19 protein-coding genes and 1 pseudogene are annotated in these 26,008 nt (G+C 64.7%); 14 read left to right on the top strand and 6 right to left on the bottom strand.

Going from position 1 to position 26,008, the window contains the following annotated elements; genetic code table 11:
* Positions 1 to 73: 73 nt before the first annotated feature.
* Positions 74 to 2,785, top strand: a complete 2,712-nt coding sequence (leuS, locus tag EL22_RS05100) for a leucine--tRNA ligase (protein ID WP_050050439.1) — start codon at positions 74 to 76, stop codon at positions 2,783 to 2,785.
* An 883-nt stretch (positions 2,786 to 3,668) separates the two neighbouring features.
* A complete protein-coding gene (locus tag EL22_RS05095; RefSeq protein ID WP_050050520.1) occupies positions 3,669 to 3,914 on the top strand; it encodes a ferredoxin in 246 nt (81 codons plus the stop codon).
* Positions 3,915 to 3,939: 25 nt separating this feature from the next.
* Here EL22_RS05095 and EL22_RS05090 read toward each other — a convergent pair whose 3' ends face one another.
* On the bottom strand, positions 3,940 to 4,596 hold the full coding sequence (locus EL22_RS05090; RefSeq protein ID WP_050050438.1) for a helix-turn-helix domain-containing protein: 657 nt from the start codon (positions 4,594 to 4,596) through the stop codon (positions 3,940 to 3,942).
* A gap of 80 nt (positions 4,597 to 4,676) precedes the next feature.
* Between EL22_RS05090 and EL22_RS05085 the strand changes: the two genes are divergently transcribed.
* Positions 4,677 to 6,068: a cytochrome P450 gene (locus EL22_RS05085; protein ID WP_050050437.1), complete on the top strand. Its 1,392-nt coding sequence runs from the start codon at positions 4,677 to 4,679 to the stop codon at positions 6,066 to 6,068.
* 62 nt (positions 6,069 to 6,130) lie between these two features.
* Here EL22_RS05085 and mdh read toward each other — a convergent pair whose 3' ends face one another.
* Positions 6,131 to 7,045 (bottom strand): malate dehydrogenase, encoded by a 915-nt coding sequence (gene mdh, locus EL22_RS05080; RefSeq protein ID WP_050050436.1) that lies wholly within the window; start codon positions 7,043 to 7,045, stop codon positions 6,131 to 6,133.
* A 169-nt stretch (positions 7,046 to 7,214) separates the two neighbouring features.
* On the opposite strand from mdh, the gene EL22_RS05075 reads away from it, so the two are divergent.
* Both EL22_RS05075 and EL22_RS05070 read left to right on the top strand, forming a co-directional pair.
* On the top strand, positions 7,215 to 7,658 hold the full coding sequence (locus tag EL22_RS05075; RefSeq protein WP_050050435.1) for a TIGR00725 family protein: 444 nt from the start codon (positions 7,215 to 7,217) through the stop codon (positions 7,656 to 7,658).
* 82 nt (positions 7,659 to 7,740) lie between these two features.
* Entirely contained in the window at positions 7,741 to 8,538 is a 798-nt protein-coding gene (locus EL22_RS05070; protein WP_050050434.1) for an Sjogren's syndrome/scleroderma autoantigen 1 family protein, read from the top strand.
* 25 nt (positions 8,539 to 8,563) lie between these two features.
* Here the strand turns inward: EL22_RS05070 and EL22_RS05065 are convergent, their stop codons facing one another.
* Positions 8,564 to 11,104, bottom strand: a complete 2,541-nt coding sequence (locus tag EL22_RS05065; RefSeq protein ID WP_050050433.1) for a DEAD/DEAH box helicase — start codon at positions 11,102 to 11,104, stop codon at positions 8,564 to 8,566.
* Between the two features lie 167 nt (positions 11,105 to 11,271).
* Here EL22_RS05065 and EL22_RS05060 point away from each other — a divergent pair, with 167 nt between their 5' ends.
* Together EL22_RS05060 and EL22_RS05055 are read left to right on the top strand one after the other, a co-directional pair.
* Positions 11,272 to 12,204, top strand: coding sequence for an ABC transporter ATP-binding protein (locus tag EL22_RS05060; protein ID WP_050050432.1), 933 nt, complete (start codon positions 11,272 to 11,274; stop codon positions 12,202 to 12,204).
* Positions 12,204 to 13,049, top strand: a complete 846-nt coding sequence (locus EL22_RS05055; RefSeq protein WP_050050431.1) for an ABC transporter permease subunit — start codon at positions 12,204 to 12,206, stop codon at positions 13,047 to 13,049. Before EL22_RS05060 ends, EL22_RS05055 begins: the two co-directional genes overlap by 1 nt.
* Before the next feature lie 123 nt (positions 13,050 to 13,172).
* On the opposite strand, the pseudogene rpiA reads toward EL22_RS05055, so the two are convergent.
* Positions 13,173 to 13,906: pseudogene (rpiA, locus tag EL22_RS05050) on the bottom strand (ribose-5-phosphate isomerase RpiA).
* Between the two features lie 123 nt (positions 13,907 to 14,029).
* Here rpiA and EL22_RS05045 point away from each other — a divergent pair.
* Entirely contained in the window at positions 14,030 to 14,755 is a 726-nt protein-coding gene (locus EL22_RS05045) for an ABC transporter ATP-binding protein (RefSeq protein WP_050050430.1), read from the top strand.
* Positions 14,752 to 16,302, top strand: coding sequence for an ABC transporter permease (locus tag EL22_RS05040; RefSeq protein ID WP_050050429.1), 1,551 nt, complete (start codon positions 14,752 to 14,754; stop codon positions 16,300 to 16,302). Before EL22_RS05045 ends, EL22_RS05040 begins: the two co-directional genes overlap by 4 nt.
* Positions 16,303 to 16,358: 56 nt before the next feature.
* Here the strand turns inward: EL22_RS05040 and EL22_RS05035 are convergent, their stop codons facing one another.
* Positions 16,359 to 17,006 carry a DUF5518 domain-containing protein gene (locus EL22_RS05035; protein WP_082146671.1) on the bottom strand — a complete coding sequence of 216 codons (648 nt, stop codon included), beginning with the start codon at positions 17,004 to 17,006 and terminating at the stop codon, positions 16,359 to 16,361.
* Between the two features lie 163 nt (positions 17,007 to 17,169).
* Between EL22_RS05035 and EL22_RS05030 the strand changes: the two genes are divergently transcribed.
* The 5 genes from EL22_RS05030 to EL22_RS05010 all read left to right on the top strand — a co-directional run bounded on the left by EL22_RS05030 (position 17,170) and on the right by EL22_RS05010 (position 23,423).
* Complete coding sequence (locus EL22_RS05030) at positions 17,170 to 18,267, top strand: thiamine ABC transporter substrate binding subunit (protein WP_050050519.1); 1,098 nt, start codon at positions 17,170 to 17,172, stop codon at positions 18,265 to 18,267.
* A gap of 87 nt (positions 18,268 to 18,354) precedes the next feature.
* The gene (locus EL22_RS05025; RefSeq protein ID WP_082146670.1) at positions 18,355 to 20,217 is read left to right on the top strand and encodes an iron ABC transporter permease; all 1,863 of its coding nucleotides are present in this window, start codon (positions 18,355 to 18,357) and stop codon (positions 20,215 to 20,217) included.
* Positions 20,214 to 21,377: an ABC transporter ATP-binding protein gene (locus tag EL22_RS05020; protein WP_050050427.1), complete on the top strand. Its 1,164-nt coding sequence runs from the start codon at positions 20,214 to 20,216 to the stop codon at positions 21,375 to 21,377. Before EL22_RS05025 ends, EL22_RS05020 begins: the two co-directional genes overlap by 4 nt.
* 283 nt (positions 21,378 to 21,660) lie before the next feature.
* Entirely contained in the window at positions 21,661 to 21,972 is a 312-nt protein-coding gene (locus EL22_RS05015; RefSeq protein WP_050050426.1) for a hypothetical protein, read from the top strand.
* Positions 21,973 to 22,064: 92 nt separating this feature from the next.
* Positions 22,065 to 23,423, top strand: coding sequence for a hypothetical protein (locus EL22_RS05010; protein WP_156184049.1), 1,359 nt, complete (start codon positions 22,065 to 22,067; stop codon positions 23,421 to 23,423).
* A gap of 57 nt (positions 23,424 to 23,480) precedes the next feature.
* Here the strand turns inward: EL22_RS05010 and EL22_RS05005 are convergent, their stop codons facing one another.
* Positions 23,481 to 25,856, bottom strand: coding sequence for an ATP-dependent DNA helicase (locus tag EL22_RS05005; RefSeq protein ID WP_050050518.1), 2,376 nt, complete (start codon positions 25,854 to 25,856; stop codon positions 23,481 to 23,483).
* Positions 25,857 to 26,008: the final 152 nt, after the last annotated feature.

The following is a 26,008-nucleotide window of genomic DNA, read 5'->3' as shown; positions in this document are numbered from 1 at the left end:
CGGCACCGACGGAGCGAGGCGGCACTTGGATGGAAAGGTATAGGGCCGCGTCACGAACACACCTAACCAAGAGATGACCGAAGAGGGATACGACCACGTAGCGGTCGAACGGCGCTGGCAGGACGCGTGGGACGAGGGCGACGCGTATCGAACGTCCGACGACGTCGAGGATCCGACGTACGTGCTGGGGATGTACCCGTATCCGTCCGGTAAACTCCACATGGGCCACGTCCGAAACTACACGATCACGGACGCCTACGCCCGCTACCGGCGGATGAACGGCGACGACGTGCTCCACCCGATGGGCTGGGACGCGTTCGGCCTGCCGGCCGAAAACGCGGCCAAGGAACGCGATACGAACCCTCGAGACTGGACCCTCGACTGCATCGAAACGATGCGCGAACAGATGGTCTCGATGGGCTTTGGCTACGATTGGGAGCGCGAAATAGCGACCTGCGAGCCGGAGTACTACCGGTGGAACCAGTGGCTCTTCTCCCGGTTTCACGAGGAAGGGCTCGTCGAACGACGCGACGCCGAGGTCAACTGGTGTCCCGAGTGCGAGACTGTGCTGGCCGACGAACAGGTCGAGGGCGAGGCAGAACTCTGCTGGCGCTGTGACACGCCGGTCGTCCAGCGCGAACTCGAGCAGTGGTTCCTGAAGATCACCGAGTACGCAGACGAACTGCTCGAGGCCATCGACGACCTGGAGGGGTGGCCCAACTCGGTGCGCCAGATGCAGCGCAACTGGATCGGCCGCCAGTACGGGACGGAACTGGACTTCGAAATTGAGGGGAGCGAGGCGCGTAGCGCCTCGAACGGACGCGGCGAGGGCACCGAGCCGCGGGAGTACGGTGCCGTCGAGGCCTTCACCACCCGCGTCGACACGATCCACGGGGCGACGTTCTTCGCGCTCGCGCCCGACCATCCGATCAGCGAGGAACTCGCCGAGGAGAACGACGAGATTCGCGAGTTCGTCGAGCACGAAGCCGATCCCGAGGGCGACGAACCCAACGGCGTCGCGACCGGCCTGACCGCGACCAATCCCGTGACCGGCGACGAGATCCCGGTCTACGTCGCAGACTTCGTCCTCTCGGACGTAGGGACCGGCGCGCTGATGGCCGTGCCGGGTCACGACGAGCGCGACCACGCCTTCGCCGAGAAGATGGGCGAGGAAATCGTGCCCGTCGTCGCCCCCGAGCCCGACGACTGGGACGGCGAGACGGTTCCCGACGCGCCGGACGTCAGCGAGGAAGCCTACACCGACGACGGCGTGCTGGTCAACTCCGGGGAGTACTCCGGCCTCGAGAGCGAGGCCGCTCGCGAGCGACTCACTGCGGACATCGACAGTGCAACAGAGGCGACCCAGTACCAGCTTCGCGACTGGGGGATCTCCCGCCAGCGCTACTGGGGGACCCCGATCCCAGTCGTCCAGTGTGAGGATTGTGGTCCCGTGATGGTTCCCGACGAGGAGCTGCCGGTCGAACTGCCGGAGTTCATCAACACCACCGGAAATCCGCTCGACGCCGCCGAGGAGTGGAAGGAAACGACCTGTCCGGAGTGTGGGAGCGAGGCCACTCGAGAGACGGACACGATGGACACCTTCGTCGACTCCTCGTGGTACTTCCTGCGGTACGTCTCGCCGGATCTCGAGGACGCGCCGTTCGATCTCGAGCGGGCCAACGACTGGATGCCGGTCGACCAGTACGTCGGCGGCATCGAACACGCCGTGATGCACCTGCTTTACTCACGATTCTTCACGAAAGTCCTCGCCGACAACGAGGGCTTAGACCACCGCGAGCCATTCGAGAACCTGCTCGCACAGGGGATGGTCCAACTCGAGGGCGAGAAGATGTCCAAGTCCGTCGGCAACGTCGTCTCGCCCCAGCGGATCGTCGAGGAGTACGGTGCGGACACCGCGCGGCTGTTCATGATGCAGGCCGCCCAGCCCGAGCGGGACTTCGACTGGAGCGAGGAGGGCGTGCGATCGACCTACGCCTTCCTGACCCGCCTTCAGGAGCTGGTCGAAGACTATGCTTCGAGCCCGCCCGACGGCGAGGACGACGCCGTCGCGAGTTACGTCGAGAGCGAGATCGACGCGGCGATCGCGATCGCCGGCGAGGAGTACGACGACCTGACCTTCAACGCCGCGGCTCGCGAGAGTCAGGAACTGGTCCGCACGCTCCGCCAGTACGCCGAGTACACCGAGCCACACGCTGCGACCTACGAGCGCGGCCTCTCGGCGGTCGTCCGCCTGCTCGCGCCGGTCGCGCCCCACATCGCCGAAGAACTGTACGACGCGCTCGGAAACGACGAGTTCGTCGTCGACGCCCCGTGGCCGAGCGCGACGGTTGATCGCGCCTACGTCGAGAAGCGCCGCAACCTGGTCGAGAATACCCGCGAGGACATCCGCCAGATCATCGACGTGGCCGGCATCGAGGACCCGAAATCGATCGATGTCGTCGTCGCGCCCGAGTGGAAGTACGACGCCCTCGAGATCGCCATCGAGAGCGACGCCGACAACCTGATCGGCGAACTGATGCAAAACTCCGAGATCCGCGAGCAGGGCGACGCGGCCGCAAGCTACGGACAGGACCTGCAAGCCGAGCGAGAGGCGCTGACCCACCCGCTCGAGATCGACGCCGAGTACGACGCCCTCGAGTCGGCCGTCTGGCTGATCGAACGCGAGTTCGATGTGCCGGTTCGGGTCGTCCGCGCGACCGACGCCGCCGACGACGTGCTTCGAAACGCCGAACCCGGCCGCCCGGCGATCGAAATCGAAGACTGACTCGGGTGGAATCGGGGAGTCGGGTGGCGCTCGGCGTTCGCCTCGATCGTCAACTGGGTCCGTTTGGTGTGGGTTGTTTTTCGATGATGGCGGTCTCGGGTTCGGGAGCGCCGCGTGCCTTCGATCGTCCGCTCCCAGTTTCACTCGAGCACGGACAATCGCCGATTGCTCGATCTCGAGCGCTATCGAATAGCACTACTCGAGCAGATCTTTCGCGACCCGACAGCCACGGGCCGAGTCGCTGTGATGTCCTAAAACGAGCCTAAAACGAGCTTGACGACTGCGGTGGCTGGAAGCTCACACTGGGCGATATGATGTCGGAATCCACTACTGAGGCTGACGACAGGGATTTCCACGTCCTCCCCAACCGATTCGTTCGCTCGTACACTCGCTCACTCATCCCTCGCGCAAATTTCGCTCGCGGGTCGGATCGCGACCCGCGAGCGAGCGCGCGCCACCGTACTTCACCGGTATGGTGTAGAATACGCACTTTGTACGTCGCGAGAGTTTCGAACTTAGGGTTGAAGATCGACATAGAGCGACTATCTACTGGCTGGTGTCGCCCGCCGGGCCGTCGCGGGCCGCTGAGTCGCGACTATCGCCTATTGGGCACTCGTTGGTCTCCATTTACAATTTCGTAAAAACGGGCGTATTACTCTCGAGAACCCCCCATTTCGAACTCGAGTCGAGCGCTTTTCGAGACGGCTCGAGACCGATGCGTTTGTTAACTCTGATCTGAAAGAATAATTCACAGACTTATAATACCAATCCTATATCGTATTCATTTTAATTTACTGGCCAGTTGTATTACTATTGTCATCTCGGCTTCCGTCTCGAAATCCGGTCCGGAAGCGGTATGTCGGTGACTCACGAACCCTCGAGCATGAGAGTCGAATTCGACGAGGACACGTGTATCGGCATGTACCAGTGTGTCGCCGAATGGGACGCGTTCTCGAAAGACAAGTCGGCAGGAAAAGCAGTGCTCGAGGGAAGCGAGGAGGAAACAGATGGGATCTTCGTCCGCGAAGTCCCCGACGGGGCAGAACTCGACGCGAAGTTCGCGGCCCGAACCTGTCCAGTCGACGCGATCACGATCTACGACGACGACGGCGAGCAGTTGATCCCCTGATCGATCGGTACGTTTCTTCGAGTCACTACCGTCGTAAGGCCGCGTCCACTAATTTCGATTCGACCGTCCGAAGAAGCGTCGAAGCCGCACTTTCCGAGCATTCGAGCGCTGTCGCGACCTCGGCTAACGACCCGCTGCGAGGGACGTCGTAGTAGCCCAGTTCTCGAGCCATCTCCATCGCTTCGAACTGCCGCATCGTCAATCGCCCCGCGAGCGTCTCGGCTCTGCGCTGATGATCACTGACTCGCTGTACGTCGATACCGATATCATCGGGGAACCGAGCAAGCAGTCCCGACAGTGCGTCGGGTTCACCGAGTACGGTGACGTGCATTCGCTCTCGCCCGGTATAGACCAGTGGCGGGACGATAACGAGACCCGATTCGTCGAACGCGCCCAGCAGCGTTTCGTCTGCGGCCCGAATGTCCATCACGGTGTAAGCGTAGAACGTATCATCGTCGATCGGCATAAGTTCGAATTGACGGACGACGGCTAAGTCGGTCGCCGCTGCTTTGATTTTGTCGGGATCACCGACGATCAACGAGAGGAATCGCACCCGCTCGCTGTCGGAATCGACGTGCCAGGAGAGCAGTTCCTCGCGGTGAAAATCGAGTTCGGAATCGGGTCTGGGGACCGAAAGCTGCATCCATTCCGGAAGGCGAAGCGTCAGGTCCATCGATTGCATACGCTCAGGTCATTCGCATTGATAAAGAAGTTCAGTGGTTCGGGCGAACGCCGACCATTGCGTCTGCCCTGTGTCCAACTATGTCCGATACCGAACCGCACTCGCTCCACTCCAACGATTCCGGGCCATCTTCGGCAACCAACCCATCGAACGCTGCTCTCCCACCAGGACCGCGAGGACTACCAATACTCGGAAGCACGCTCTCGATTGTCCGCGACCCGCTCGAGTTCGTCGAGTCGGCGAAGCAGTACGGTGATATCGTCAGCTACGAGGCATACGGAACCGAGTTCGCACTCGTCTACGATCCACACGCCGTCGAAGCCATCTTGGTCTCGCGATCGGACGAGTTCGAAAAAGGTGATTTCGAGACCGACTTCGGCGAACTCATTGCCCCCGACGGTATTGCGTTCACCGAGGGGCAGCGCTGGCGACGACAACGCACTCTCTTGCAATCGTCGTTCACGCCCAATCGAATCCACGCCGTTGCCGACGGAATGGTCGCTGAGGCGAATCGACTCGTCGACGACTGGGACGACGGCGACGAGATCGCGCTTCGGGACGCACTGTCGACGTACACGCTCCGCGTGCTCGCCCGGACGCTATTCGACCTTCCGCTCGACGGAGAGCGCATTGCGACCGTCACGCGGGCGGCCGCCGCGGTGAACAAGTACGCATCCCCGCAGCGGCTCGCTATCGGATCATTCCTGCCGTCGTGGATTCCGGACCGCGCCGAGCGCGAGTACGAGACTGCGATGGCCGACCTCGAGGCGCTCATCACCGAGCTCGTCACAGAACGTCGTCAAACGGACGCGACGGGTGATGACCTCCTCTCGGTGCTGGCTCGAGCGGAGTACCCGGATGGGTCGCGACTCTCGGCTGACGAGATTCGAGATCAACTCGTCACGTTCCTCTTTGCCGGTCACGAGACAACGGCGACGGCGCTCGCAGTGGCCTGCTGGCTCCTCGCTGGTAACTCGAGCGTTCGTGCCGAACTCGAGTCGGAACTCGCGGCCGTCTGCAACGACCGGAATCCCACGATCGGAGACCGTGCTCACCTCGAGTACACCGAAGCTGTCCTCAAGGAAGCGATGCGACTCTATCCGCCGGTCACGGGCATCTACCGCGAACCGCTGGCTGAGACGGTGCTGTCCGGCTATCGGATCCCGACCGGGATGACCCTACAGCTCTCAGTTTACGGTATCCATCGTGACGAGCGCTGGTGGGCCGACCCCGAGACCTTTCGCCCCGAACGGTGGCTCGCAGATACCGAACGGCCGGAGTACGCGTACTTCCCCTTTGGCGGCGGACCACGCCACTGCCTCGGCATGCGTTTTGCGATGGTCGAACTCCAACTCGCACTCGCAGCGCTCGCCCGCCGTGTCGAGTTCAGTCGCCTTGTGGAGACCCTCGAGCCGTCACTCGGGGTGACGCTCGATCCCGGCCCGCTCGAGACGCGAGTGGAAAATCGATAACGCAGGCCGTTTCGTTCGATCTGCGCACAACTGACGAAAAACCTTCCGACGGAACGAGACGCCTACGAGATCTTCTCGTACTGCTCGGAGAGTTTCTCCGCGGCCTCGCCAAGTTCGTTGCGCTCGAACTCCGAGAGGTCCCACTCGACGATCTCTTCGATTCCGTTCGCGCCGAGTTTGGCCGGGACGCCGAACGCGGTCCCCTCGTGTCCGAACTCGCCCTCGAGTTTTACGCTCGCGGGTAGCACTTCGCCTGTATCGCGGAGGACGGCCTCGACCATGTGGCCGACGCCGGTGGCCGGCCCCCACTGGGTCGCGCCTTTCTTCTCGATGACGTTCATCGCCGAGGTCTGGAGTTCCGAGAGCAGTTCCTCCTTCTCCTCGGCCGTGAACTCGAGGTCGCGGCCGTTGACTCGGACCTTCGAGAAGACGGGGACCTGCGCGTCGCCGTGTTCGCCGAGGATCGTCGCCTCGACGTTCTGGACGGGAACGTCGTAGCGCTGGGCAATAACGTACCGGAAGCGAGCTGAATCGAGTCGACCGCCGAAGCCGATCACCTGCTCCCGTGCGCGCTCGCCGGTCTCGTAGAGGTGCCGGTTGAGCAGGTCGACCGGGTTCGACGTGGTGATCGTGACGAAGTCGTCGTTGTGTTCCGCGAGCGAGGAGCCGATGTCCTCCATGATGGGGGCGTTGTCGCCCGCGAGGTCGATCCGGGTCTGTCCGGGCTGGCGCGGGATGCCCGCCGTGATGACGACCACGTCCGAGCCTGCGGTGTCCTCGTATCCCCCCTGCCGGATGACCGTGTTGGAGTCGTAGGCGACGCCGTGGTTCGTATCGGCGGCCTGTCCGATCGTGTCGTCTTCCTTGTCCGGAATGTCGACGAAGACGAGTTCGTCCACGATATCTCGAAGCGCGATGTTGTAGCCTGCGGCGGCCCCGACCGTCCCGGCCGCGCCGACCACGCTAACTTTCGTCATACCACGTAATGGTGCACCATCCCACGCGTTAAATCCGTCGAAACCCGTCAGTTTGGACGAGATACCCGTCGTCGAATCGATGGTCGTCGACCGACTGAGGGTGCGCTCGAGTTCTCCACACACCGTCGATGACCGAACCGATCATAGGACGGGGTGTCGAAACTCGAGTATGCGCGTGAGCGTCGTCGGCGGTGGAACGATCACGAACGGACAGGAGCGAACCGCGGTTGCAGTCGGGAAAGCGCTCGCGGCGAACGGCCACACGGTCGTCTGCGGTGGGTTGGGCGGCACGATGGAAGCGGTCTGTCGCGGCGCAAACTCCGAAGGCGGCGAGACGATCGGAATCTTGCCGACCGATCGACGAGCCGACGCCAACGAGTACGTCGACACGGCCGTCGCGACTGGACTCGGCCACGCCCGAAACGCGCTCGTCCCGATGAACGGGGACGCCGTCCTCGCGCTGGCCGGCAGTGCCGGGACGCTCTCGGAGATCGGCCTCGCGCAGGTCTACGACCGTCCGATCGTCGGGATCGACACCCACGAGGTCCCCGGAATCAAGGTCGTCGAAACCCCCGAAGCGGCGGTCGCCGCGCTCGAGGCGGCCGTTCGCTGATGGAAACGGGCGAGATCGACAGTCCGAACGCGCCTGCCCCACCTTCGCAGCTTTTTCGACGTTCCAGCCCGTTGAGACGAGTATGAGCGACTTCGACAAGGAAGCCGAACGGGAGAAGCTTCGGGAGAAGTACGAGCAGGACAAACGCGAGCGGGAGGCGACCCAGCGGATGAGCGACCTCCTGCTCAAGGGCGCGCGGATGACCAACACCCACTGTAACACCTGCGGCGATCCGCTCTTCCAGCAGAACGGCACGACGTTCTGCCCGTCCTGTCACGGCAGCGCCGAGGGTGTAGAGGCGTCTCCGGCCGACGAGTCGACGACGCAGGATTCACAACAGACGAGCGCTCCCGACGGCCAAGCCCCGGCCGCAGGGTCCGAGACGGATACCGCGACGCCGGCGGACGCGTCTGAGCCGGTGAACTCATCCGAAGCCGTCGACTCGTCCGGGCCAGTCGATGTGTCCGAAACGACTGCCGACGCGTCCGAGACAGCCGCCGACCGATCGGGCGCGACGGCGACGGAGCAGACGCCGCCGACCCAGCCTCGAGACGGTTCGACCGAGCCCTCGAGCCCAGACCGAACGACCACGCAGCCGTCTAAGCCCTCGAGCCCCGACCGACCGGCCGCCCAGCCGTCCGAGACCCGGGACGAGTCGCCTCGATCCGCGCCGAGCACAACGCCCTCCCGAGCACGCACCGGCGACGACCGCGGGACGCCAGTCGCACTCGAAGGCGACCTCGAGACTGCCCAGGACGCGCTGGTCGAATCCCTCGAGCGATTCGCCCGGAAGGCCGCCGAAACGGACGATCCCCGATACGCCAGGGAGTGTCTCGAGGCCGCCCGCGAGGCGAGCGAGGCGCTGTCGGCGTTGCGGTGAGGTGAGGTGGAATCTTCTGTGCCGGTTATTTTCCAGAGCCGGTGTAGTCGCTCCCGATAACCTCGCGGATCCGCTCTGCGGTGACCGAGCCGACGCCGTCTGCGGCCTGTAACTCGTCTTCGGTCGCGATCATCACCGCCTCGACGGTGCCGAACTCACAGAGCAACGAGCGGGCGGTCACCGGCCCGATTTCGGCGATGGAGCCGACGACGTACTCCTGTTGTTCGGCAAGCGTTTTGCTCTGTTTCTCGCCGTGGACCGAGACCTCGCGGTCCGACGTCTCCTGTTCGCGCCCGGCGATGACGCCGAGCAGTTCTTTCGTATCGGTTTCGTCTTCGGTCCGGAGCACGCTCGCGCCGAAGTCGACGGCGAGACTCGAGAGCGCGCCTCTGACCGCGTTCGGGTGGACGTCCCGCTGTTCGTACAGCCCGTCGCCTTCGACGACGACGACCGGACGGGAGTAGTGTCTGGCCATCGCGCCGACCTGCTCGAAGACCGACCGATCGCCCCCGACCAGCGAGTCTACGAAGTCAGCGACCGACTTGCGCTCGACGACGACCCGATCCGAGAGCACGTAATCCCCCACATCGAGCGTCTCGAGGCGGATATCGACATCATCGCGTTTCGAGAGCTCTCGAGCGATGTTCGCGTCCATCTCGCGCTGGTCGGCGACGATTTCGATCGCGTCGCCCTCAGCGTGGGGCTCGTGCGGTTCGATTTCGGCATCCGCGGAGTCGTCGGTTCGGTCACCGCCATCGCCGTCATCGCCGCTGTCGCCGCTATCGCCGTCATCACCGTCGTCACCGCCGTGGAATTCGCGCAATCCTGGCCGATCGGCAACCCCCTCACTTCCACTGGAGGAGGCGGCTCCGTCGGGCGATTTCTGCGTTCCGTCGTTCACTTCCGCTTCGGTTTCGCTCGCGGTGGCACTCCTGCTATTACTCCCGCCTCCGCCCCCGTCCCCGCCAGCGCTCTCGAACGCGGCGAGGGACTGCTGGGCGTCGTCGAGTTCCTCCTCTAAGTCGTCGGCCATTCCCTTCAGTTCGCGCAGTTCGTTCTCCATCTCCTTCTCGCGACGGCGCGAAATCCAGAAGTAGGCCTCGTCGCGCGTGTCTTCTGCCATCAGGACGACGACCCGACCCTCGGACTGACGTCCGGTTCGGCCCTTGCGCTGGATGGATCGAATCGCCGTCGGCACGGGTTCGTAAAAGAGCACGAGGTCGACTTCGGGAACGTCGAGTCCTTCTTCGGCGACGGACGTCGAGACGAGTACCTCGAACTCGCCCGCCCGGAAATCGTTTAGCACCTCCTGCTGTTGGGTCTGGGTCATCCCGTCGGAGCCCTCGCGGTCGCCCTGGCCGACGAAGCGTTTGGCGTCGAAGCTGTCGTTGAGGAAGTCCGTCAGCGCCTCCGCGGTGTCTCTGGACTCGGTGAACACGATGACCCGCTCGCCGCCCTCGAGGCCGAGCGTTTCGGCGAGCAGCATCCGCGTTTTTCGGTACTTGGGGTGGAGTTCGTCGTACTTCTCGGCCTTTCGCATCGACTCTTTGACCCGCGGGTCCGAGACGAGTCGCTGGCTCGCCTTCGATGCGCCCGAGGATCGGGCCTGGTTGCGCTGGCGGTCGAAGTACCGCCGTAGCGCCTCGACGCTCTGGGTCTCGACGAGCGTCACCGCCTGCCGGAGTTTCATCACCTCGGCGTGGACGGACATGCCTTTGAACCCCTCCGACTGGTCGTTGTTGATCAGCTCCTGTAACTCGGCGCGCATCCGGTTTAGATCCTTCTGGGACTGGTCCGGCTGGGTCGACTTCGCGATGCCGAGTTCCTTGAGTTTCTCGAGGCGCTCCGTGATCACCTCGTTCAGGGCGTCGCGGATCTCGATGACCGCTTCGGGAAGGTCGATTCGTTCCCACTCGACGTCGGTGTCGTGGGTGAACTCCGAAACGTCCGCATCTTCCTCGGTCATCACTTCGACCTCGTGGAGCCCGAGGTTCTCACACACCTCGAGGATAGCCTCCTCGTCGCCGCCCGGCGAGGCGCTCATTCCGGTCACGAGCGGCTGGTTCGCGTCGGCGTGGTACCGCTCTGCGATGTAGTTGTAGGCGTAGTCGCCGGTCGCCCGGTGGCACTCGTCGAAGGTGATGTGGGTCACGTCCGAAAGCGAGATACGACTCCCAACGAGATCGTTCTCGATTACTTGCGGCGTCGCCATGATGACGGTCGATTCGTCCCACAGCGCGGCCCGGTCGTCCGGACTTACGTCGCCCGTAAAGACGACGATCTCGTCGTCGGGGATCTGGAGAGCCTCTCGGTAGAATTCCGCATGTTGCTGGACGAGGGGTTTCGTCGGCGCGAGCATGAGCGACTTGCCGCCGACCTCCTCGAGCCTGCGGGCGGTCACGAGCAGGCTCACTGTCGTCTTGCCCAGCCCGGTCGGGAGACAGACCAGCGTGTGGTCGTTCGCGGCCGTGCCCGCGAGTTTCAGTTGATAGAGTCGGCGCTCGAGGAAGTCCGGCTCGAGCAGGGGGTGATCGATGGAGGGGATTTCCTCGTCCGTCGCTGCCATTGCCGTCGATTCGAGGCGGTCCCGGTTAAGAATTCGTGTATCGGGGTGAAAGTGGTCGCCGGCGCGAGACGTCCGTCTCGGGGGTCGAACCGGCTCGGGGAGAACCCGGTTCGGCATATATGACAACAGATAATAAAGTCTATGTAGATGGACGCTCGCTCTCGAGTATGGCCGCCATCGAACTCAGCGGCGTGACCAAGCGGTACACGAGTTACGGTTTCTTCGGAAACCGCTCGGTCACGGCCGTACAGGACCTCGATCTCACCGTTCGTGAGGGTGAGATATTCGGGTTTTTAGGCCCGAACGGGGCCGGCAAGTCGACGACGATCGACCTCCTCCTCGATTATGCCGAACCGACAGAGGGCTCGGTTCGAGTGTTCGGCAACGATATCCCCGGCGATAGCGTCGCCGCCAGAGAGCGCATCGGCGTCCTCCCCGACGGCTACGGCCCCATCGGCGAGCGAACGGGTCGCGAGCACGTCGAGTTCGCCATCGACGCCAAGGACGCGGACGACGACCCGGACGAACTCATAGAGCGGGTCGACATGCGCGGACCCGACGAATACCCCGTCGAGGAGTACTCGAAGGGGATGGCCCAGCGACTCATGCTCGCGATGGCCCTCGCCGGCGAACCCGACCTGCTGATTCTGGACGAACCCTCGACGGGGCTCGATCCCAACGGGGCACGAACCATGCGCAAAATCGTCCGCGAGGAGAACGCGCGCGGTGCGACGGTCTTCTTCTCGAGTCACATCTTAGAGCAAGTCGAGTCGGTCTGTGACCGCGTCGGCATCCTCGACGCCGGGCAACTGGTCGCCGTCGACAACCTCGAGAGCCTCCGGGCGGAGACCGGCCAGTCGGCCACGGTCACGGTCGAACTGTCGACGGTCCCGTCGGACGTATCCGCTCGAGTGGGCGAGATCGACGGCGTCGCCGACGTTCGAACGAACGGAACGGCGGTCGTCGTCGCCTGTCGAAACCACGCGAAGGCGCCCGTGATCGCCGCCTTCCACGAGTCGGCGGCCGACGTGACGAACGTGACGACCAGCGAGACGTCGCTCGATGACCTCTTCGAGCACTACACGAGGGGTGTCGCCTGATGGCGGTCGGCGACGGCTCGCGACTGGGGCTGTACGTTCGCGAAGATGTCCGCGACACCGTTCGCGAGCGGCAGGCGCAGGTGATCCTCGGACTGTACGCGCTCGTCGGGTTCTGGGTGACCAACAGCGCCGGGAGCAACCCGGCGGTCGATCCCGCGGAGATCGACCTGTTCGCGAAACTCGCGACCCCACTCGCGTTGCTGACGCCCCTGCTCGTGCTCGGGTTTTTCTGTTCCTCGCTCGTCGAAAAGCGGACGTCCGGTGCGTTGACGGTCGTTCTCGGGCTCCCGTTCTCGCGGAAGACGGTCGTCCTCGGCACGCTGATCGGGCGCAGTATCCTCATCACAGGGGCGCTAGTGATCGCAACCGTCGTCGCCATCCCGGTCGGTTATCTCCGCGGTGTCTCGATTGATCCAGTCGCTCTCGTTGGATCCACGCTCGTGTTGATCCTCCTCGCGATCACGTTCACCGCCGTCGCGGTACTGATATCGGCGACGACGCGAACGGCGACTCGAGCGACCGTCGCCGCGTTCGCTACCTTCGTGATCTTCGCCGCCAACATCTGGGCGCAGTTCCCGCGCCTCGTCGTGTACGCTAGCAACGGCCTGTCGTATCCGGAGACGTTTCCCGCGTGGTACGACTTCGTCGTCGCGTTGAATCCGATGGCAGCCTACACCTATCTGATCGCGGACGTATTCCCGGCCCTCGGCGGGATCGGCTTTATTCGACCGCCCCAGGAGCCCGCGTTCTACGAGCGCCCGGCGTTCGCCGTCGCGGTCCTGCTGGGCTGGATCGCGTTCGCGACGTGGTTCGGACACCGCCGGTTCCGGGGCGCCGACCTGTAACTTACAGGCTCGACTGAGCAGTCGTCTTTCAGAGGTAATCGCTTTTTCTCAGAGGGATTTTTCGTCAGTAATCGGCTTTCGTCACGTAGTCGCCTACCGGAATAGCCGTCTGCCGCCAGTCGCTCAGTACTCGCGCACCTCGACGCCCGACTCGGTCCCGACGTAGGTCGCGTCGGTTCGCCCGACGAACAGCCCGTGTTCGACGACGCCGGGGATCGACGCGAGCCGACTCGCGAGGTGCTCCGGATCCTCGAGCGGGCCGAACGAGCAATCGAGGATGAGATTGCGGCGTCGGTGACGACGGGGCCGTCCTTGCACTCGGCCGCCCGGAGGGTCGGCTCCCCGCCCAGTTCGCGGACCGCGTCGGCGACGACCGTGTGGGCCTCGGGCACCACCGCGAGCGGGACCGGTCCCGAGAGGCGGTCGACGAGTTTCGAGGGATCCGCGACGACGACGAACCGATCGGCCGCGGCGTCGACGATCTTCTCGCGCGTGTGGGCCGCGCCGCCGCCTTTGATCAGGTCGCCGTCGCCCGCGTCGGATCGGTCGAGGACCTGCTCGGTGCCGTCGCCGGTGTCGACCACCTGATCGGCACCGTCGATCGCCAGGTCGACGCTCGAGACCGCATCCAGGGACGTAAGCGGGATCCCGACCTCGAGCGCGAGCTGGCGGGACTGAAAGGAGGTAGGGATTCCTTGCACTTCGAGTCCGTTCTCGACCGCCTCGCCGATCGCCCTGATCGCGTGGGCCGTCGTCGAACCGGTGCCGAGCCCCACGACGAACCCGTCTTCGACCGCCGCGGCGGCGCGTTCGCCCGCCCGGCGTTTCGCCTCGTCGGAGCCGCCCGTACGCTTCATGTCTCGAGCACTGTGCGGGGGCGCAAAAAACGTTGCACCTCCCGTTCGCCGGCGACGGCGAGCGGTCTGCACCCAGTGGGGTAGCCGCGAAGGTTTTTCGCCGACGATGTGGAGGGGACCACCATGTCGAACACGGGGACGATTTCGGAGCCCGAGATTGCGGTCTCGCTCGAGGACGTCCGCAAAACCTACCAGCTGGGTGAGCCCGTCCACGCGCTCGACGGCGTCTCGCTCGAGATTCCCCGCGGGTCTTACACCGCGATCATGGGTCCGAGCGGCTCGGGCAAGTCGACGCTGATGAACCTCGTCGGCTGTCTCGATACGCCAACGGCGGGGGCGGTCGTCGTCGACGACAAGGACGTGCGCGACCTCTCCAGCCGCGAGCGAACCCGGTTGCGCGGCAGCGAGGTCGGCTTCGTATTCCAGACGTTCAACCTCATGCCGCGGCTGAACGCCCTCGAGAACGTCGCGCTCCCGCAACTGTTTCAGGGGATCTCTCGAGGCGATCGGCGCGACCGGGCGCGCGAACTCTTAGAGCGCGTCGGGCTGGGAGATCGGATCGACCACCTCCCGAACGAGCTTTCGGGCGGTCAACGCCAGCGGGTCGCGCTCGCTCGAGCGCTGGTGAACGACCCGGCGATCGTCCTCGCGGACGAGCCGTCGGGGAACCTCGACACGGAAACGGAATCGCAGGTACTCGACCTCTTCGCGGAGTTCCACGGCGGCGGGACGACAATGATCGTCGTGACCCACGAGCGCCACGTCGCCGAGCGCGCCGAGCGGATCGTCCACCTGCTCGACGGTAAAATCGAGCGAATCGAGGAGCTCGACGGGGTCGAGGAGAAATGAAGGTCCTCGAGACGTTGGGGCTCTCGTGGCGTTCGATCGCCGGCCACAAGCTTCGATCGGGGCTGACGATGCTGGGGATCGTCATCGGCATCGCGGCGGTGATCGCGTTCGTCACGCTCGGCGCGAGCCTCCAGGCGGGTATCATCGGCGACATCAGCCCCGACGACCAGCGGTCCCTCTACGGCTGGGCGGCCGATCCCGACGTCGAGGCCGGACCGGGTGCCGGTGGACAGCCGATCTTCAGCCAGAGCGACCTCGATGCCGTCGGCGAACTGGAGGACGTCGAGGCGGCCTACGGCTACGCGCCGTTACAGGCGCAGACGGTCTCCAGCGGAAACGAGACGGTTCCACAAGGCGACGGGGTGGTCGCGTCCGGGCCGTCGTATATCGGGAACGACAATCTCGAGGCGGGCGAACAGTTCGAGATGGGGGAGACCCAGGCGGTTCTCAACCCCGCTGCTGCCGGCCAGTTCGAAGATGAGGTAGCGGTCGGCGACACCATCACGCTCACCCTGCTCGGCGGTCAGGAGATCGAAACCGAGGTAGTCGGGATCACCGAGACCTCGGAAGGGTTGAGTCCGTTCGAGGGCTTCGAGAGCTCGCCGCGAATCTACGTTCCGACCGACCCCTACTACACGGAGCAGATAGCGGGACTGGGCGCCGGAGCCGGTCAGGGGGACGGACCCAGCCAGAACGGTGGGACGAATCAGAGCGGTGTGCCGGGTGCGAACGACAGCGGACAGTCGCCCAACGCGAGTGACGGCGGAGAGCCGAGTAATGCGAGTGTCGCTGGACAGCCGACTAACGCGAGTGACGCCGAACAACCGACGAATGCGAGCGACGCCGGACTGCCAGTTATTACGAGCAACGCGGAACGGTACGGAGCCGCGAGTCACACTGACACTGGCGGCCTGCAAACCCGCACGCTCTCGATGCAAGACGGGGCAAACGGCGACTCGAGCGCCGAGAGCGTCCGGTTTACCGCCATCGTGGTCGAGGCCGAGTCGAGCGACGACGCGGCTATCGAGGCCGCTCGAGACGCCGCCACGAACTATCTCGAGAGCGACGAGTCCGACGCGAGCGAGTTCCTGGGGGACGATCTCGTCGTCTCGCTCGAGACCAGTACCGAGCTCCTCCAGCAGGTACAGGACATCCTGAACCTGCTCCAGAGCTTCATCGTCGGTATCGCGGCGATCTCGCTGCTCGTCGGCTCGATCGGAATCGCGAACATCATGCTCGTGTCGGTCACCGAGCGCACGCGCGAGATCGGCATCATGAAAGCCGTCGGTGCGCAGAACCGCGACGTACTCGGCCTCTTCCTGATGGAGTCGGTGATCCTCGGCCTCGTCGGCGCGGTGCTTGGGACCGCACTCGGGTTCGCGACGGGCTATCTCGGCGCGTGGTACATCGACCTCCCGCTCGTCTACCCGCTCGAGTACGTCGCGCTCGCCATCGTCGTCGGCGTCCTCGTCGGTATCGTCTCCGGCCTGTATCCCGCCTGGCGAGCCGCGCGAACTGATCCGATCGACGCGCTCCGGTACGAGTAGGCGGTCGGCGATCGAAGTGGTCGGTGATCGAGACGGCCCGGCGATCGGTCGGTGAGCTATCGCGAATCGTCGTCTCGAGCGTCGCTGTCTCGCCCGTCGTCGCTCCCGTCGGTGTTCTCGTCTCGAGAGCCGGTCCAATGCTCCTCGCGGTCGTCGGTGACCGGCGGTCGGTCCCGGTCCCAGTAGGAGTCCGACTGGCGGTCATCGGCCCGATCGGCGTCGGAGCGGCCGACCCGATCGGCCGTGTCGGAGGGTGATCGCGGGGTCGACGACGCGTTGGTCGAACGGGTCGACCCCCGATCCATTCCGATCGTTTCCCGCGAGGCGGCGTGTTTGTCGGGGTACTCCCGCGCGACGTACGCGCCGAGCAGCCCGCCGAGGATCGAGAGGCCGACGATAGTGACGAACAGCGTCCCCGCGATTAGTCCGAGCACCACCAGCCCGAACAGGGCACCGCTGGCGGGGACGCCGACGAACCCGACGCCGAAGCCAAAGAAGACGAGAAAGAGCATCGCTATGCCGGCCATCGGCAAGAACATTATCAGTCCCGCTAGCGTGCCGGCGACGAGTCCGTCCCGGCCGTCCGGCCCCTCGAGGAAGCCGGCCACCGCGCCGCCGATTGCCGGCGATATCGGGAGAAAGGAGAAGACGACGCCGACGACCGCGCCGATGACCGCGTTGACGAGTGTCCGTCCGGAAGCCATGCTCGAGTCGCTAGTCGACGGCCACGGAGAAAAAGTCGGTGGGGATCTCGAGGACGGGTCGGAAGTGAGAGGGCGGAGACGCCCCACGAGCGCCGTTATCGGAGTCAAAACGGCGAACGGATCGATCACGGCGCTTAAGACCACCCAGTGTAACAACCGAGTAATGCAACGACGATCGTTCGTTCGCGCAGCCGGAATGGGGGCAGTTACTGCCGGACTTGCCGGCTGTCTGACGCGTGAAAACGGCGGGAACGGTGACGGAGATGGGGACGGCGACGGACAACTCGAGATCGCGAGCTACACGTCCTTCGTCGAGGGGAACTTCGAAGACGCGCCCTCGCCGGCCGAGTGGCTCACGGAGGCGTTCGAGGACGAATATCCCGACACAGAGCTCAAGTGGACGGTTCCCGAAAACGGGATCAATCGCTACGTTCGGGATGCCAAGCAGGGAAACGAGATCGGGCCCGACGTCTACCTTGGGCTCAACGTCGACGACCTCGTCCGCATCGACGAGACGTTCGGCGGGCAGTTGTTCGATCCGATCGATCGGGACGAACTCGAGAACGTCGACCGCGTTCGGGACGATATCGACTTCGGTGACCCGGACGACCGAGTGATTCCCTACGACACGGGCTACATCAGCCTCGTCTACGACGAAAGCGCAGTCGAGACGCCCAAAACGCTCGATCAGTTGCTCGAGAGCGAGTACGAAAGCGAGTTCGTCGTCCAGAACGCACAGCGCTCCGATCCGGGGCGGGCCTTCCTGCTCTGGACGATCGATATGTACGGCGAGGACGGCTACCTCGAGTACTGGGAAGATCTGCAGGCAAACGATACCTTGATCGGCGATAGCTGGACCGACACGTACTACGGCCCCTACGACAACGAAGAGCGGTCGGTCATCGTCTCCTACTCGACCGATCAGGTCTTTTACGCGGGCGGCGACCTCACGCGCCATCAGGTCGCGTTCCTTGACGGGAAAGGGTACGAAAACCACGAGGGGATGGCCGTCTTCGCCGACAGCGGAAACGCCGAACTGGCCCACGAGTTCATGGACTTCGCGCTCACGGGCGAGGCCCAGGCGGCGATCGCCGAGAAGAACGTCCAGTTCCCGGCGGTCGCGGACGAACACGTCGATCTGGGCGAGGACTTCTACGACCACGCTCTCGAGCCCGACGAATCGATCACGTTCACCTACGACGAACTCGAGGGGAACCTCTCCGGCTGGGTCGACGAGTGGGGACGGACGATCGCCCAGTAACACCGTGACACGAAGCGACGACGCGACAGTGAACGAAGCTGGTTCGACCGCCGCTCGATTCGCCGAGGGAGTTCAGACCGGTGGGCAGTGAGCGGTGGGAATTGGCTCGAGCGCCACGCTCTGGGACTGGCCGCCGCGCTGACTGCGGGCGCGCTCGTCGTCATGTTGTACTTCCCCATCGGCGTCGTCTTCGCGAACGCGGCGTTCGTCGAGGGAGTGCCGACCCTCGAGCCCGTTCGCGACGTTCTGACCGACCCATTCTACGTTGGGTCGCTTGCTGCGGTCTTCGAGAACCCGCTGGCGATCGGGAGCCACATCGGGGCGCTCGCCGACTGGATCGGCTCGAGTTCGATCTCGCCGACGGTCGTGACGCCGCTTCCGGGAATCGATCTCCCGCTGCCCTGGCTGTCGATTCAGACGCCGGGTTTTCGGGGCGGCCTCTTCGGATTTACCGCCTATCAGGCGACGCTCTCGACAGTCGCGAGCGTCGCGCTCGCGCTGCCGGCGGCGGCTATCCTCGCGAACTACGAGTTTCGCGGCCGGCGGACGATCCGGTCGCTGACGATCCTCCCGTTCGTCCTCCCCGGAATCATGGTCGCGGTCGGGTTCTACGCCATGTTCGGACAGGCGGGGACGCTCAACTCACTGCTCGGACTGGTCGGCCTCGGCCCGGTTCCGTTCATGCAGTTCAGTCCGCTCGTAATCGTTATCCTCGCCCACGCGTTCTACAACGCGCCGCTGATCGCCAGAATCACCGTCGCCGCATGGGAATCGATCGACACGCGGACCGTCGATACGGCCCGCAGCCTCGGTGCGAGCCGGCGGCGCGCCTTTCGCGATGTCGTCGTTCCGCAACTGCTCCCGGCGGTGTTGACTGGGGCGCTGTTGACGTTCGTCTTCACGTTCATGACCTTCCCAATCGTGCTCGCGCTTGGCGGCCTCGAGCTGGCGACCGTCGAGGTTTGGATCTACGACCGAATGCGACAGCTCGAGTACGCCGAGGCCGCGACGCTGGCCCTGCTCGAGACGGTCCTCTCGCTCGCGCTCACCTACGTCTACCTCCGATACGAGTCCGCCCAGACCGGGCTCGCTCGAGTCGACGCGAGGACCGCTCGAGAGCCGCTCTTTCCCGACGTTAGAACCGCGCTGTCGCCGCGGCGGCTCGCGATCGGCTGCTACGGCGTCATCGCACTCGTCGTCTTCGTCGGCCCGATGGCGAGTCTCGTCGTCGGCAGCGTCACCGACGCCAGCGGGTTCACCCTCGGGCACTTTTCGTTCCTGCTCGAGCGACAACTCGACGGGGCGGCGTTCCAGACGCGGCCGTTTCCGGCAATTCGAAACTCGCTGCTTTTCGGCGTCGGGACGCTGGCACTCGCCGTGCCGATGGGCGTCGTCGTGAGCGTGCTCACCGCTCGAGCCGGATGGAGCGGAACGATCGTCGAAACCCTCGCGATGGTTCCCCTAGCCGTCAGCGGCGTCGTCGTCGGAATCGGACTCCTTCAGGGCCTCGTCTTCGGAATCGAGCTCCCCTACGGCTGGCAGTTCGAAGTGACCGGACCGGTCGCCATCGTCGTCGCCCACGCGGTCGCCGCCTACCCGTTCGTGACGCGGAACGTCTCCCCGCTGCTGTCGAACCTCGACCCGACGGTCGTGGAGTCGGCGCGCGCGCTCGGGGCCTCCCGAATCCGCGCCCTCCTCGATATCGAACTGCCGCTGATCGCGAGCGGGATCGTCGCCGGCGCGGCGTTCGCCTTTGCCATCTCGATCGGCGAGTTCTCTTCGACGGTGATTTTGGCGGGCGGGACCGACGCCTACACCATGCCAGTCGCACTCGAGCGGTATCTCGGGCGGCGGTCCGGTCCCGCCATCGCGATGGGGACGATCCTGCTTTTCGTCACCGCCTCGAGTTTCGTCGTCATCGACCGCGTCGGCGGGAGGTTCGAACGGTGACCGAACTCCGCCTCGAGTCCGTCTCGAAGCGATACGGGGCAAACGAGGACGGGACTGCGGCGCTCGAGTCGGTCGACCTCCGCGTTCGGGATGGGGAGTTCTTCACCCTTGTCGGCCCTTCCGGCTGCGGAAAGACGACGACGCTCCGGACCATCGCGGGCTTCGAGGAGCCGACGACGGGAACGGTTTCGTTCGATGGCGAGCCCGCGAGCGGGACCAAGCCTGAAAACCGCGACGTCGGCGTCGTCTTCCAGAACTACGCGCTCTTCTCGCACATGACCGTCGCCGAAAACATTGGCTACGGCCTCCAGTTTCTCGAGTCGGAGGGGGATCCCTCGAGCGACCGGCGCATCGCGGAGTTGCTCGAACTCGTCGATCTCGAGGGGATGGGCGATCGGGAACCGGACCAGCTCTCCGGCGGTCAGCAACAGCGCGTCGCGCTCGCTCGCGCACTCGCTCCCGAACCCAGCGTGCTCCTGCTCGACGAACCGATGAGCGCGCTCGACGCTCGCCTTCGGGAATCGCTCCGCCGACAGCTCAAGCGAATCCAGGAGCGACTCGAGATCACGACCGTCTACGTGACACACGATCAGGAAGAGGCGCTCGCCGTCTCCGACCGCGTCGCCGTGATGAACGACGGCGCGGTCGAACAGGTCGGACCGCCGGAGACGGTCTATCGCGATCCGGCGAGCCGGTTCGTCGCCGAGTTCGTCGGCGACAACAACGTCTTCGAAGCCAGGGTGCTCGAGTCGAGCGCCGAGGAGACGCGGGTGGAAATCGGCGACCGAACGTTTCGAGTGCCGGCGCTCGAGGGCGAACGTAACCTCGAACGATCAGGCGAACGCGGCCTGGAGCGGTCGGGCGAACGCGGTCTCAAGCAATCTGGCAAGCGCGGCCCCGAGCAATCGGGCGACCGCGGACGGCCGTCCGTCGCCGATCGCATGACGATCTGTATTCGACCGGAACACCTCTCGCGGACGGCGTCGACCAACCGGTTCCCGGTGACCGTCGAAACCAGCGAATTCCTCGGCCCGACCGTTCGCGTTCATGGTCGGTGGAACGGGATACCGGTCGTCTTGGCGCTCGAGGAGGTGCCCACCGAGGAATTGACCGTCGGGTTTGCTCCTGAGGACGCCCGACTCGTCGAACGGTCGCCGTAGCGAAATACAAGTGCGAACATATTCGGTTCAATTCTTTGCCGCTGAGAACCGAACCCATTACTCAAGAGAGTAACCGGTTCAGTTTCTTTCACAGTCAGGGTGAATCCGTTCGCGTCCCGCGGCCACTCAGGTGACTCACCACAGCAGTTCTGAAGACGCATTCGGACGACACCTGAGACGGCCACCATAAATCGATTCCCGCGGGTCTGGCACGCGTCACGGGCCTCGTTCACCCGTTTCGCTGCTGGATATCGACGATCACAGCACCCGACCGACTCGAGATATGGACGAATACACGGCAATCATCACGGTCGCGAACACCGCGACGCTGCTCACCGGCGGTGCCGTGGCAGCGCTCGCCTTTCGCGCGTACAGACGCACCGACGCACCGGCGCTTCGAGCCGTTACGATCGGCTTTTGTTGCATCATCGTCGGCTCGATCCTCGGCGGACTCATCCACTCGCTCGAGGGGAACGTCGCCCTCGGCGTCGCCGTCCAGAACTCGTTTACGGCGTTTGGCTTCGCCGTCCTCCTGTACTCGTTGTACGCGGAGATGAGCGACTCGGCGTCCGGATCGACAACGATAATCCGATGAGAGTCCGATAGCCATCACTCGACATGACTCTCTTTGTTGTGCCGTCGGTCGCTACAGTAATTATTTGACACGTGAGATCGATATCTTCGATCATGCGCCCTCCACGCGTGGTCCTCGGTATCGCTGTGGTCTTCCTCCTCACGGTCGCGTTCGTCCCGATCGGTTCGCCAGCGCCGCCGCCGGAAGGCGTCTGCGGGATCTGTGGGGACGAGTTCGAGCGGACGGCCGAGCGAAACGGCGTCAACACGAGTGTCGGTGAAAGTGCCCTCGAGATCCGAGTCGACGCCGACGGCGACAGTCAGTGGCGCGCCACCGCCACCCTGAACCGAACCGCTGCGGCCCAGTTCGAGGAGAACCGGACGGCCCTCGAGCGCGCCGTCACTCGGACGTATTCCTACTCCGGGATCGTCGGGGGTGAGGTCGAAAACCGCTCGACGACGCTCGAGGACCGCACCCTCACGGTCACGTTCGCCGTCGATGATTCCACTCACCAGTACCCCGGCGGCGTGATCGTGTTCGACGAGTTCACCCAGTCCCCGCCGACGACCGACGTGTACGTCAATGCGAACGCGTTCACGATCACGGGGCCGTCTGGAACAACGGTTACGCACGCGCCACCCGGCGGGTCGGTCGCGGAGAATCAAGCGACCTGGACATCCGAGAGCGATCAGCGATACGACGGTCCCGAACTCGGTCGCGAGCCGACCGTCGCGTTCGCCCCCGACGACGGCCTCGTCTCGAAGGCGGCCACGAGCGGCGCGCTCGAGGCCCACTCGTTCGGCCTGATCGAGTCGGAACTGCGCGAGTTCGCAGCGCTTCCGACGGGACTCCTCGGCCTCGTCGCGGCCGGATTGCTTCTTGCCGGCAACCGGCTTCCACGATCGCTTGCTCGAGGGCGAACGGCGACGCGGTGGGTCGGCGCCGGTGCCGTTCTCTACGCCGCGCTAGCCGTCCTCGCGGGCGTCATCGCCGGCGATTTCTGGATCGTCCTCGCAATCGTCGGACTCACCCTCGCGCCGCAGACGTTCCTGACGGCCGTCACCGCGCTGCTCACGGATTTCGTGAGCGCGAACACCGACAGGAACGTCTCGAGAATCGCCGCGGTCGCAGTTCTCGCGTGGACGGCTGGACTTATCGTCGGTGCGCCGCTGAGCGCGAACCTCGTGTTCTTCGCCGGTCCGCTGATCTTCCTGCCGTTCGGCGTGCTCGCGGGTGCAAACCATCCCGCGCGATTCCTGTTCCCGTTCGTCGCCGCGCTGGGACCGATAGTGGCTGGATTGGCGCTCGTCCCGCAGATCGGGATCGCGATCATCTCTGCGACGATGTTCGCGGGAATATTCCTCGGAACGATACTGCTCGGCGTTCCGCTGTTCGCCATCGGCCATCGGTTCGGGCGAACCGCCACGACTGAAACGGAACGGACGGACGCTCCGACGGGGACAGCGAGCTAGTTCGATAGCGTTCTCGAACCACAGTTGGTCGAATGCGGTGACTTACGGATCGAGCACCTACTGCTCGAGACGCGACCGAAACTGGTCGAGGCCGAACTCGAGCATATCGGGACTCACCGGCTGGAACTCCGCGTCTGCGGCGAGATAGGGACGGACCGAATCCCAGCTGTCGCGGGCGTAGCGCTCGTCGAGCAGCACGCGAACGCCGACGTCCTCGGGGCTTCGAACGACCCGACCGATCGCCTGTCGGGCTTTCCGTACGGCGGGGACGGTCAGCGCGTACTCGAACCCGTCGCCGAACTCGTCGTCGTAGGCGCGGCGAACGGCCTTCGTCCGAGGGCTCGAGGTGTTGACGATGGGGACACCACAGACGACCGCGGCGGACAGTCGGTCGCCGCGGTAGTCGACACCCTCCGTGAGCGTTCCCCGCAGGCTCGTCACCAGCACCTTCCCGTCGCCCGAGAAGAACTCGTCTTTCAGCGATTGGGTGGCGTCGTCGCTACTCGAGGCGTCGAGCAGGACGGGTTTGTCGATTCGGTCCTCGAGCGCCCCCGCCGCCCACTCGGCCTCGGCGTAACTGGGCATCCCGGCGAGCACGTTCCCCGGCAGTCGGGCGACGCGCTCGAGCGCGTCGATGTAGCTTCTGCGCGTCGGATTCTCCTCGCCGGGTCGGCCCCTGTTCTCGTAGGTGAACTTCGGCGCGGCGACCGCGAAGCTCTCGCGATTTTCCGCCGGGAAGTGCAGGCCGTACTGGCGCGTGACCACCGGCCGATCCTCCTCGCGTTCGAGGTACTCGAGACCCGTCACCTCCGTGAACGCGTCCATCGGCTCGAGGGTCGCGCTCATGAGGACGCCGCCGCCGAACGACGAGAGCTGCGAGCCGATGGCGTCGCTCGGGACGCAGTTGTGCAGGGCGATTCGAGCGGTGTAGGCCCGCCGCCAGGAATCCTGGGGCTCCATCTCGTTCCACGTCCGCTCGAGTTCGATTTCCCTGAAGTAGTCGGTGTGGCCGCGACGGTACCACTCGCCGAACAGACGGCCGGCGGCGGGCATCGAACGAGTTCGCTCCTCGTCTTCTGCGCTGTTCAAAATTCGTTCGACGACCGCGCCGACCGCCTCCGCACGAACCCACACCGCGTCGCTGTAGCCCGCTCGAGATGCCCACTCGCTCAGTTCGTCTTCGGACGGTGTGGCGGGGTCTCGAAGCGGAATTTCGTCGTCCTCGAGTTGGGTTAGATCCGCCTTCCAGTTCCCGTACTCCCTATCGAGGTGAGCCTCGACGCGACGAGCGAGTTCGCCGCGTAGATCCTGAACGAACTCGAGGGTCCGCTCGAGTTCGTCGTACGAAACGTCGCTATCGGCGAGTTCGCCGCGTACGAGATCGGCATCCGCCGTCTTGGACCCGCCCTCCGCCCGTCTCCCCTGCCGTTCCTGGCGAACCGGCTGGATCACGCGCGAGAGTTCCGTCTCCGCGTCTCGCAGCGTCCGGTCGGCGACCCCGTCGCTCACGAGGTTGCGAACGCGAGGTTCTAACATGTGCGCTTCGTCGCAGACGACGAACGTCGAATCGTCCAGCAGCGCGCCGGTAAAGGACGAGGTCGTCGTCGGGTCGAACGCGTGGTAGTAGTTCCCGATGACGACCTCGACGTGACCGAGCACGGCACCCATCACCGAGTGCGGACAGGTTCCGCGGCTGGCCGAGAGTCCAACCAGATCCTCGGGGGTCACGAGCCCCGTCTCGGTGAAATCGAAGGGGACCGCTTCGGCGGCGTCACCGTCGCTGCCGTCCTCTGGGAGATCCTCGAGGTACTGCGCGTAGAACGGGCAGTACTCGACCTCGCTCCCGGCCGGCCCGCCGTCGTCGTACTCGGGCATGTCCGGCGGATACGGCGTCGCTTCACCGGCGGTCTCGAGGAAGTTCGCCGACCCGCCACGGGACCCGCTGTCGGCGAGTCCGATCTGTTGACTTCGTGCACGCGAGGCGAGGGTCCCGGCCGTCGTGGACCCGCCCTCGCCGGTCAGCGCTCGAGTCCGATCTCGAAGCGACTCACAGCGGTCGTAGACGTTTCCGTCGTCGATACCTCCCGTCCCCTCGCGATTGTACGGACAGACGTCCGCCTTCCCGACGAGGGTGAGTCCGGAGACCGGATCCCAGTCGCTGGGCAGGTTCTCGTTTATCGTCTCGAGGTCCTTCTCGAACTGGTGGAGCTGTTGTTTGACGCTCGTGAGGACGAACACGCGCTCGTAGTCGCTGTCGGGATCGCGGACCAGATCGATCCCCGCCGTGAGCGCGATCATCGTCTTGCCGGTGCCACAGGCCCCCTCGATCACGGTGTAGCCGCCGTCTCGAGCGGTTTCGATGGCGGACTCGATGCCGTCGACCTGCTCGTCGTAGGGGGTCGGGTGACCGAACACCGAGCGCCAGTTCGTCATGGTGTCCGTATTCATCGTCGGTTGTCCATATCGTTGACGGACCTCGATAGGAGCGGCTTCCGGTATAAACACTCGCCCGCTAAACGATACAAAATCTCAATACCCACTGAACGATACAGGAATCACAACACCCGCCGAACGGTGCAGAAATT

This window comes from Halostagnicola sp. A56 (assembly GCF_000691505.1).
Taxonomy (GTDB): domain Archaea; phylum Halobacteriota; class Halobacteria; order Halobacteriales; family Natrialbaceae; genus Halostagnicola.
The sequence above is the reverse complement of the archived record's forward strand: the minus strand, read 5'-3'. Positions and strand labels throughout refer to the sequence as shown.